Annotated in this window: 8 protein-coding genes; 4 read left to right on the top strand and 4 right to left on the bottom strand. The window is 44.6% G+C overall.

Annotated features, from left to right (window positions below; translation table 11 throughout):
• Positions 1-167: 167 nt before the first annotated feature.
• The 4 genes from JK188_RS14950 (at position 168) to JK188_RS14935 (ending at position 3,922) form a co-directional block, all read left to right on the top strand.
• Positions 168-839: a heavy metal response regulator transcription factor gene (locus tag JK188_RS14950; protein WP_036949891.1), complete on the top strand. Its 672-nt coding sequence runs from the start codon at positions 168-170 to the stop codon at positions 837-839.
• A complete protein-coding gene (locus JK188_RS14945) occupies positions 836-2,197 on the top strand; it encodes a heavy metal sensor histidine kinase (protein ID WP_211887045.1) in 1,362 nt (453 codons plus the stop codon). The genes JK188_RS14950 and JK188_RS14945 overlap by 4 nt, the downstream gene beginning before the upstream one ends.
• A 109-nt stretch (positions 2,198-2,306) precedes the next feature.
• Positions 2,307-3,314, top strand: a complete 1,008-nt coding sequence (gene msrP / locus JK188_RS14940; RefSeq protein ID WP_211887044.1) for a protein-methionine-sulfoxide reductase catalytic subunit MsrP — start codon at positions 2,307-2,309, stop codon at positions 3,312-3,314.
• A complete protein-coding gene (locus tag JK188_RS14935) occupies positions 3,314-3,922 on the top strand; it encodes a sulfite oxidase heme-binding subunit YedZ (RefSeq protein ID WP_211887042.1) in 609 nt (202 codons plus the stop codon). Before msrP ends, JK188_RS14935 begins: the two co-directional genes overlap by 1 nt.
• A gap of 37 nt (positions 3,923-3,959) precedes the next feature.
• Here the strand turns inward: JK188_RS14935 and dmsD are convergent, their stop codons facing one another.
• The 4 genes from dmsD to dmsA form a co-directional block, all read right to left on the bottom strand.
• Positions 3,960-4,574 (bottom strand): Tat proofreading chaperone DmsD, encoded by a 615-nt coding sequence (gene dmsD, locus JK188_RS14930; RefSeq protein WP_211887040.1) that lies wholly within the window; start codon positions 4,572-4,574, stop codon positions 3,960-3,962.
• Between the two features lie 108 nt (positions 4,575-4,682).
• Positions 4,683-5,540: a DmsC/YnfH family molybdoenzyme membrane anchor subunit gene (locus JK188_RS14925; protein ID WP_211887038.1), complete on the bottom strand. Its 858-nt coding sequence runs from the start codon at positions 5,538-5,540 to the stop codon at positions 4,683-4,685.
• A gap of 1 nt (position 5,541) precedes the next feature.
• Positions 5,542-6,159, bottom strand: coding sequence for a DMSO/selenate family reductase complex B subunit (locus JK188_RS14920; protein ID WP_036950397.1), 618 nt, complete (start codon positions 6,157-6,159; stop codon positions 5,542-5,544).
• 11 nt (positions 6,160-6,170) lie between these two features.
• On the bottom strand, positions 6,171-8,615 hold the full coding sequence (gene dmsA, locus JK188_RS14915) for a dimethylsulfoxide reductase subunit A (RefSeq protein WP_211887036.1): 2,445 nt from the start codon (positions 8,613-8,615) through the stop codon (positions 6,171-6,173).
• Positions 8,616-8,976: the final 361 nt, after the last annotated feature.

Genomic DNA, 8,976 nt, shown 5'->3' with positions numbered 1-8,976 from the left:
CTTTCGAGATAATTACTGCTCATTTAAACTACAATACTAATTTTCAAACACATTCAATAAACATTAACAACATGATTTTCTTAACTAATTTTAAAATCGTTTTTTAGAGTGAAAAATTAGTTAAGAAAAAATAAAATTAAGTCAAATAAAACGATTGCTGGGTTTCCATGAGAATACTATTAATTGAAGATCACCTTAAAACCCAAGGTTGGGTTAAAAATGGCTTAGAAGAAGCGGGGTTTCTGGTGGATGTCGCTAACGATGGCCGAGATGGACTCTACTTTGCTTTAGAAAACAATTATCAATTGGTTATTCTCGATATCATGCTGCCGGGTATGAGTGGCTGGGATATTTTAAAAATCTTACGCACTGCGAAAAGTATTCCCGTTATTTGCCTCACCGCGCGGGATGCCGTAGATGATCGCATTAAAGGCTTAGAGCTCGGTGCCAATGACTACCTTGTGAAACCATTTTCGTTTTCTGAATTATTAGCGCGCGTTAAAAACCAACTCAAAGTGAATCAACCCACCTCAACAACCATGACGATTGCAGATTTAAAGATAGATCTGACCCGTCATGATGTTGAGCGCGGAGGAAAAAAAATCATCTTAACCCGCCAAGAATTTTCTCTGTTGCTGTTTTTCGTGCTGCATAGCGATGAAATTTTACCTAGAACCTTAATTGCCAGCGAAGTTTGGGGCATCGATTTTGACAGTGATACCAATATCATCGATGTCGCCATCCGTCGATTGAGAAAGAAAATTGATGATGAGTTTGAAGTTAAGCTTATCGAAACCATTCGAGGGATGGGATACCGCTTAAATAGGCCAATAGAATGAAAAAAAAGTCGCTACGCTTTAAACTTATTTCCCTGTTTATCATTCTGATGGTCGCTAATGCTGGCGTCGTGACATGGGTTTTATATCACTCGCTGAAGAATGAGCTGTCTGAACAAGACAATAATTTGCTCGTGAACCGCGCGGAGCAACTCGCTAAATTAATTTCGGGTGGCATCGATATCAAAACGCTACCGATGTATTTCCAAAGCATGATGGACATGCGCCAAGATTTGATCCAGATTTCTGATGCGAGTGGGCACATACTCATCGCGACTAACAGCGAACTTCTGGATACCCAACCACTGCGGCTAGTGAACCTTGAGCAGCTAAATATCCATGCCATCACCCATTGGCAAACCGCACAAAACATTCCCATCTCCGCGGTCTATTTCGCCATGAACTCACCATTAGGACAGCTCCATGTGGTACTCGGTAAAGTCTCCGTCGACCGCAGCGGAGTATTAACCCAATATTTAACCCAAAGCGTGCTGGTGTCTGCCCTCTCAATACTGTTGATGGGATTACTGAGTTTATGGTTGCTGAAAAAAGGGCTCTCCGATATTCAATCACTGAGCCAGATCACGATCAAAACAGACGTTCATGCGCTGAATGATCCGATCGATATTGATCAGCTTCCACAAGAGTTAAAAGAGCTGGGCGAATCAATGAATACCATGCGCCAACGGCTAAAACATGACTTTGTTAAACTAACCCAGTTCGCCGATGACTTAGCCCATGAGCTAAGAACGCCCATTAATGCCATACGAGTGCAAAATGAAATTACACTCCAACGCTCCCGTAATGTGAGCGAATATGAAGAGGTCATCATTAGCAATATTGAAGAGCTTGATAAGCTGGCACAGATGATCCAAAGCACGTTATTTATTGCTCGTGCTGAAAATAAAAACATCACGTTAAATCGAGAAAATCTCTCAATATCAGAATTAGTGAATGATGTTTATGAACTATTTTCGGCTTATGCAGAAGAGAAACAGATTACGCTTTATTGTGAACCTTCAACCCTCAGGCTTGATGCTGATCCGGTATTACTGAGCCGTGTATTCATGAATGTTATCGCTAATGCGATTAAATACTCTCACCCAAATACTCGCGTGGTCACCCAGATCATTGAGCTTCCCCAGCAGAGAGAAATCCGTATCACTAACCAAGGGAACCCCCTACAAAATAGCGAGGAAATTTTCACCCGTTTTTGGCGCGGAGATAATGCCAGAACCACGGAGGGAACTGGGTTGGGGCTGGCGATTGTCAAAGCGATTGTTGAACTGCATGGCGGCTCAGTAAGCTTTGAACATGTCGCAGGTACCAGCACTATTACTCTAACATTTCCTACTGTCTAAAATTTCCTACAATTAAGTAAGATGACAAATTTGTCATCTTACTGTCAGCCACTTTTATCACGCATTCGGTATAACTGATTTCATTCTTCTTTTTGCTATGGAGCGCACAATGAAAAAGTTACCTAAAATCCCCGGTTCTCAAATCACGGATGAATCCATTTTTTTTATGAAGCGCCGGCAGCTACTCAAAGCCTTAGGTCTGGGGGCAGCAGGTTTAACCGTTGCAGCGACAGCAAATGCGGGCTTATTTTCTTGGCTAAGTGACGATGCGCCAGCAACGCCCGTGACGCCAAGAAAAAACCTCACATTTATTCAGCCTGAAGAGTTTCAGTCATCGTTAACCTTGACGCCAGAAGATAAAGTGACTGGCTATAATAACTTTTATGAGTTTGGGCTAGGAAAATCAGACCCAGCTGAAAACGCGCATACCCTCATTACCGACGAATGGACAGTCACCATTGATGGTGAGGTGAATCGTCCTTTGACCCTGAATTTAGATGATATCAACGCCAAGTTTCCCCTAGAGGAGCGTATTTATCGCATGCGCTGCGTCGAAGCTTGGTCGATGGTTATTCCTTGGGTGGGCTTTCCGTTAGCCAAACTATTGGCATTGGTGGAGCCCACCAGCAAAGCCAAATATGTCGCCTTTGAAACTCGTTATGCTCCCGAACAAATGCCAGGACAAAAAAGCCGTTATATCGGCGGTGGCTTACCTTATCCCTATGTTGAAGGGCTACGTTTAGATGAAGCCATGAATCCGCTAACCTTACTTGCCACTGGAGTATATGGAAAAACATTACCCAATCAAAATGGCGCACCGATCCGCTTGGTTGTTCCTTGGAAATATGGTTTTAAAGGAATTAAGTCTATCGTCAAAATTCGCCTAACCGAACAGATGCCAGATACCACATGGAACCTATCCGCGCCCAGTGAATATGGTTTTTTTGCCAATGTGAACCCGCAAGTTGATCACCCTCGTTGGTCGCAAGCGACCGAGCGTTTTATTGGTGCAGGGGGTTTAGGTCAGGTAACCCGACAGCCTACTTTGCTGTTTAATGGATATGGTGACCAAGTCGCGAGCTTATATCAGGGAATGGACTTGCGGAGATACTTCTAATGCCCCAAGAAAACAGGCTATTAGTGAGATTAACCAAAGGAGGCTTTCATCTTATTGCTCTGCTCCCTTTGGTATGGCTGATTTTTTTAATTGGTACTCAGCGACTTGGCGCTGATCCCGCTAAAGACATCCAACATTTTACGGGAATAGCCGCTTTGCGTTTGCTCGTCGTTATCGCACTGATCCCCGTTATCGCTAAATTATTGCGATTTACCACGCTGTTTCAGACACGAAAATTACTGGGATTATGGTGTTTTTTCTGGGCTGTACTGCATTTGAGTAGCTATTTATTACTGGAGATTGGCGTCAATAATTTATCACTCTTTTTTGAGGAGGTTTTCTCGCGGGTCTACTTAGTGATTGGCGCCACGGCTTGGCTATGCTTATTTTTGATGGCGGTGAGTTCGTTCAACCGCATACGAATGAGCCTAGGTGTATGGTGGAAAAGAATTCACATGCTGCTTTACCCAACGCTATTACTCGCACTTTGCCACTATGCTTTGTCATTAAAAACCCTAACGCCTGAGCCAGCGATTTACTTAGTGTTAGTGGGCGCTGCTTTTACTTATCGTGCTTGGAGCCAACAAAAACAGCCGATCAAACCTTAGGATAAATTGGCGATCCCCAAGATCGCCAACCGACTCATCAGCGATAAAAAATCAGCTTTTTATCCGCTTCAATATTCATCGAATCCTGCCAAGCCACCAGCGTTAAATGCGCCAGCTTACTCAGCCCCACATAAAATGGAGAATCACCTTTTTCCTGCATTTTGTCTAAATACAGCAAACCCCACGGCAAAATATGTTTCCCTAATAATTCAGAAAGATTTTCAGGTTGATGTTCCGCTACCCAAGCCACCATCATCATCAATAAACCAAAATGGTCTTCAGGTTCGTTTTGGGTTAAATGAATATCAATTTGATGGGCTTGCATCCACTCACGAAGTTGCAAGGTAGACTCACCAAACAGCACATTTTCTTTATCTAGCCAGACTGAACCCCACGGTGGAGAAGGAAGCGCATAAGGGCCAATAAAGAGGCGTTGATAAGCTTCATCAAGGGTTTCACCATCACGTTGTATTGTCGCCATCTCTGCGGCAATCCCTTGTTTTTGCTCTTCAGAGCCGTAATGCCAGTCTGCCACCCACTCACCGGATGCCAATAATTCGATAATATCCGGCACTTGGTCAGGGGAATAATAGAATGCCGCACCAAGGATCCGAGCTGTCACAGAAACATCATTTAAAGCGAGTTCGTTCATGGTGTGTAATCCACTGTTTATGTGTTATTAGTTGTTTTGCTTATTATTGATAACAATTCTTGGGAAAGAAAGGCTTAGCAGAAGGTTGCTAAGCCTTTGAGGTGATGATTAGTTAACTGCCATGCCCACGGTCATATGCAGACCATAGAACACACCGCGTCCAACAATCTCGCCCGCCAACACTAACAGGGTACCGATACCCAAGTTGATGACAGATGGATTACGTTTCGCGATTAACGGCATGATCCAGCAGCCCAGTCCCATCGCTACGGCGACAATTTTAATATCCATTAAGAAACCGAAATCAGGCACTAAATCCGTTGCTTTTTGTACTGCGGTTTCAATGCTTGCCAAGTCAAATCCTTGAGAGATAGCAGCGGCTGCACTCACTAATAATGCTATCGCACTCAATGCAGGGAGGCGACGAATGCATTGCAGGTCAAACCCAGCGACACGCAATAACAGCGCGGCTAAGATAGGTCCACCTAAGAATGCCGTTAGCACGAAGTTGATCATGGTATAGCTGTTATTCCACGTTGGTACCGTTGGGATTTGGTACACACGGGAAGTCGCCACCACAAAGATAGCCGCAAGAACAGCCACCACCACTAACCACAGTTTACCTAGCGCAGCAGGCATTTTGTTTAACACTGCCAACAACCAATACAAGCCACCAAAGGCAAAGAAGATTGCACCACTGGCAATTTCATTACTCAGTGAAGAAGCCCCTAAGCGATTGAAGGCATTAAATGCACGCAGTGGTGTGCCCATGTGCATCGTGGATAATAAGAAACCAATCCCCATTAACACCCACAAGCCAAACATGCTGTAATGCACTTTACGGTTAAGTTCAGGGGATAGTTTTCCACTTAACAAAACCGCTGCCATCACAATAAATGCACCCGCAACACTTTGACCAATAACGGTGAAAAACATCAATGGCCATTCATGAATTCCCGCGCCCATATTAAACTTCCTCCGGGTTAGCCAGATGACCCGTGGTATCACCGACAGGTTTGCTATTGGCATTCAATTTTAAAACGATATTTGGATGAGTATATTCAGCCGATGGTAACGGTGCGATTTCCGCTAAATCACCATATTTGGCGCGCAGCTCTTCAATCGGTGCCATATCCAATGCACGTAATGGGCAAGATTCCACACAAATTGGTTTTTTGCCTTCTGCAACACGCTCATAGCAACCATCACACTTGGTCATATGGCCTTTGACTTGGTCAAATTGAGGCGCACCGTACGGGCATGCCATGCTGCAATAGCGGCAACCAATACAGACTTCTTCATCCACCACCACAAACCCATCTTCGCGTTTGTGCATCGCACCACTTGGACACACTTTGGCACATGCTGGGTCATCACAGTGGTTACACGAAATAGACAGGTAATAGGCGAAAACATTCTGCCCATAAACGCCATCTTGCTCAGTCCAATCACCCCCCGCGTATTCATAAATACGGCGGAAATTCACTTCTGGAGATAAATTTTTAAAGTCTTTGCAGGCTAACTCACAGGTTTTGCAGCCAGTGCAACGACTTGAATCGATATAAAAACCATATTGCGTTGACATATCTGGCATCCTTAAGCTTTCACAACTTCAACAAGATTAGAGTGTGATGGGTTCCCTTTCGCCAGTGGCGATGGACGCTGCGTGGTCAGCACGTTAATGCTGCCCGCATGGTCAATACGGTTACCATCTGGGTCATACCATGCACCCTCTCCTAAACCAACCACACCCGGTAAAATACGCGGGGTAACTTTGACTTTGACACGCACTTCGCCTCGGTCATTGTATACGCGGACTAAATCCCCATGTTTCAGGGAGCGTTTCGCCGCATCTTGTGGGTTGATCCATAACTCTTGAGGACAAGCCGCTTTCAATACATCCACGTTGCCATAGGTTGAGTGGGTACGTGATTTATAGTGGAAGCCCGTCAACTGTAATGGGAATTTTTCCATTAGTGGGTCGCCGTACTGCTCAAACCCAACGGAATAGACTGGCAGTGGATGGATCACATCCCCTTCTTCCAGCTCCCATGAATTTTGCAGTTCCGCTAATTGCGCGGAATAGATCTCGATTTTGCCTGATGGCGTGGTCAATGGGTTCGCAACTGGGTCTTCACGGAAGCTTTGATAAGCCACATGGTGACCTTTAGGATCACGTTTTTTGAAGATACCTTGCTCACGGAACTCTTCGAACGTTGGCAACTCAGGTAATGCAGCGCGAGATTGTTCGTATAAATGACGTAACCACTCTTCTTGAGTACGATTTTCAGTGAACTGCTCACCAACACCCATGCGTTTGGCAATTTCGCTGGTCATTTCATAGATATTGCGGCTTTCAAAACGCGGCTTGATCGCTTGGTCAGCAAAAATAACGTAGGACATATTCCCCGCGGAAGCATCCATACAGAAATCCATTTGCTCAGACGCAGTGCAGTCTGGCAGTAAGATATCGGCATATTTTGCAGAGGCGGTCATGTGGTTATCAATCACCACAATCATTTCGCACTTCGATTCGTCTTGCAGGATATCGTGGGTACGGTTGATTTCTGAATGTTGGTTAACTAAGCAGTTACCTGCGTAGTTCCATACCATTTTAATTGGCACATCCAATTTATCTTTACCACGGACACCATCACGGGTAGCCGTCATTTCAGGACCACGCAGGATAGCGTCTGTCCACATAAACATGGAAATGCTGGTTTGCACTGGGTTAGTTAAGGTCGGCATACGCACGAATGGAATGCTGTAAGAGCCTTCACGAGCCCCCGTGTTACCACCATGAATACCGATGTTACCGGTTAAAATCGCCAGCATTGAGATAGCACGAGACGTCAGCTCACCATTCGAACGACGCTGAGGACCCCAACCTTGCACAATATACGCAGGTTTTGCAGTACCAATTTCACGGGCTAATTTTACAATGCGAGCCGCCGGAATACCGGTGATGGATGACGCCCATTCAGGGGTTTTCGCTTGACCGTCAGGACCATCACCCAGGATATAAGCTTTGTAATGCGCATTTTTTGGTGCGCCAGCTGGCATGGTGGTTTCATCGTAGCCTACGCAATATTTATCTAAGAATGGCTTATCCACTAAGTCTTCTTTGATCATCACATACGCAATGGCGTTAACGAGCGCCGCATCAGTACCCGGACGAATTGGGATCCATTCATCTTCACGCCCTGCACCCGTATCGGTGTAGCGAGGATCGATGATGATCATTTTCGCGTTAGATTTTTCGCGTGCTTGTTCAACATAGTAAGTCACCCCGCCGCCGCTCATACGCGTTTCGCCAGGGTTGTTACCAAACATCACCACTAATTTAGAGTTTTCGATGTCTGAAGGGCTATTACCGTCTGCCCAGCCACCAAAGGTATAATTCAGACCTGCCGCAATTTGTGCGGTACTGTAGTCGCCATAATGATTTAAATAACCACCACAGCAGTTCATGAGACGAGCAATCAAAGTTGCGCCCGGTGGCCATGATTTTGTCATGGTACCGCCAAGAGTACCTGTACCGTAGTTCAGGTAAATGGACTCATTACCATAATCTTTAATTAAACGCTTCATGTTATCGGCAATAGCGTCGAAAGCTTCTTCCCAACTGATTCGCTTAAATTTACCTTCACCGCGTTTGCCTACACGCATCATTGGGTAGCGCAGACGGTCAGGGTTATAGACACGGCGGCGCATAGAGCGGCCACGTAAACATGCACGGACTTGATGCAGCTCTTCATACACGTCATTACCCGTATTATCGGTTTCGACGTATTTGATCTCGCCATCTACGACATGCATGCGCAATGGGCAACGGCTTCCGCAGTTAACTGTACATGCACTCCAAACAACTTTTTCATTCCCTGATGGTGTCGATGTTTTTTGCTCTGTTTCCGCTGAAGCGCTAAACGGAAGAGAAAATCCTCCCGCTGCGGCGGCTAAACCTGTCACGGCGCCCGCTTTCACAAAGCCGCGACGGCTAAGAGGAGCAAAAATAGCAGCTTTCTCTTTTATATTGGCCATATATAACTCGCTCACTTAAATTGCAATTGCTTAAAATAATAAGAAGTTTTTTCGCTAAAATTTTTTCGTTAAAATAATGGAATTAAAAAATGCAGTTTGTGTGCCATTAGCGATAAAACCGCCAGCCACATAATTAGAGGTAATTAGAGTTTTTGATTGAGTTAATAATATCAATCGGGGAATTCGAGAGATTGTCTTACATCAATAAATACATTGATAATCAACATCCTCAATGTGTTTATGCCGCTTCATTCGCGGTTTATTTCACCTATTCGTTATATAATTAAATACATAAAAAAGAGATTTATAATATATAACTGTCTATATTCAAATGATTATTCAAAAATAACACGCTTAAAGC

This window comes from Providencia sp. JGM181 (assembly GCF_018257375.1).
Taxonomy (GTDB): domain Bacteria; phylum Pseudomonadota; class Gammaproteobacteria; order Enterobacterales; family Enterobacteriaceae; genus Providencia; species Providencia lanzhouensis.
The sequence above is the reverse complement of the archived record's forward strand: the minus strand, read 5'-3'. Positions and strand labels throughout refer to the sequence as shown.

What these genes read in the sequence shown, in the direction of transcription:
- JK188_RS14950 (WP_036949891.1), top strand. Translation starts at nt 168, where the DNA reads ATGAGAATACTATTAATTGAAGATCACCTTAAAACCCAAGGTTGGGTT.
- JK188_RS14945 (WP_211887045.1), top strand. Translation starts at nt 836, where the DNA reads ATGAAAAAAAAGTCGCTACGCTTTAAACTTATTTCCCTGTTTATCATT.
- msrP (WP_211887044.1), top strand. Translation starts at nt 2,307, where the DNA reads ATGAAAAAGTTACCTAAAATCCCCGGTTCTCAAATCACGGATGAATCC.
- JK188_RS14935 (WP_211887042.1), top strand. Translation starts at nt 3,314, where the DNA reads ATGCCCCAAGAAAACAGGCTATTAGTGAGATTAACCAAAGGAGGCTTT.
- dmsD (WP_211887040.1), bottom strand. Translation starts at nt 4,574, where the DNA reads ATGAACGAACTCGCTTTAAATGATGTTTCTGTGACAGCTCGGATCCTT.
- JK188_RS14925 (WP_211887038.1), bottom strand. Translation starts at nt 5,540, where the DNA reads ATGGGCGCGGGAATTCATGAATGGCCATTGATGTTTTTCACCGTTATT.
- JK188_RS14920 (WP_036950397.1), bottom strand. Translation starts at nt 6,159, where the DNA reads ATGTCAACGCAATATGGTTTTTATATCGATTCAAGTCGTTGCACTGGC.
- dmsA (WP_211887036.1), bottom strand. Translation starts at nt 8,615, where the DNA reads ATGGCCAATATAAAAGAGAAAGCTGCTATTTTTGCTCCTCTTAGCCGT.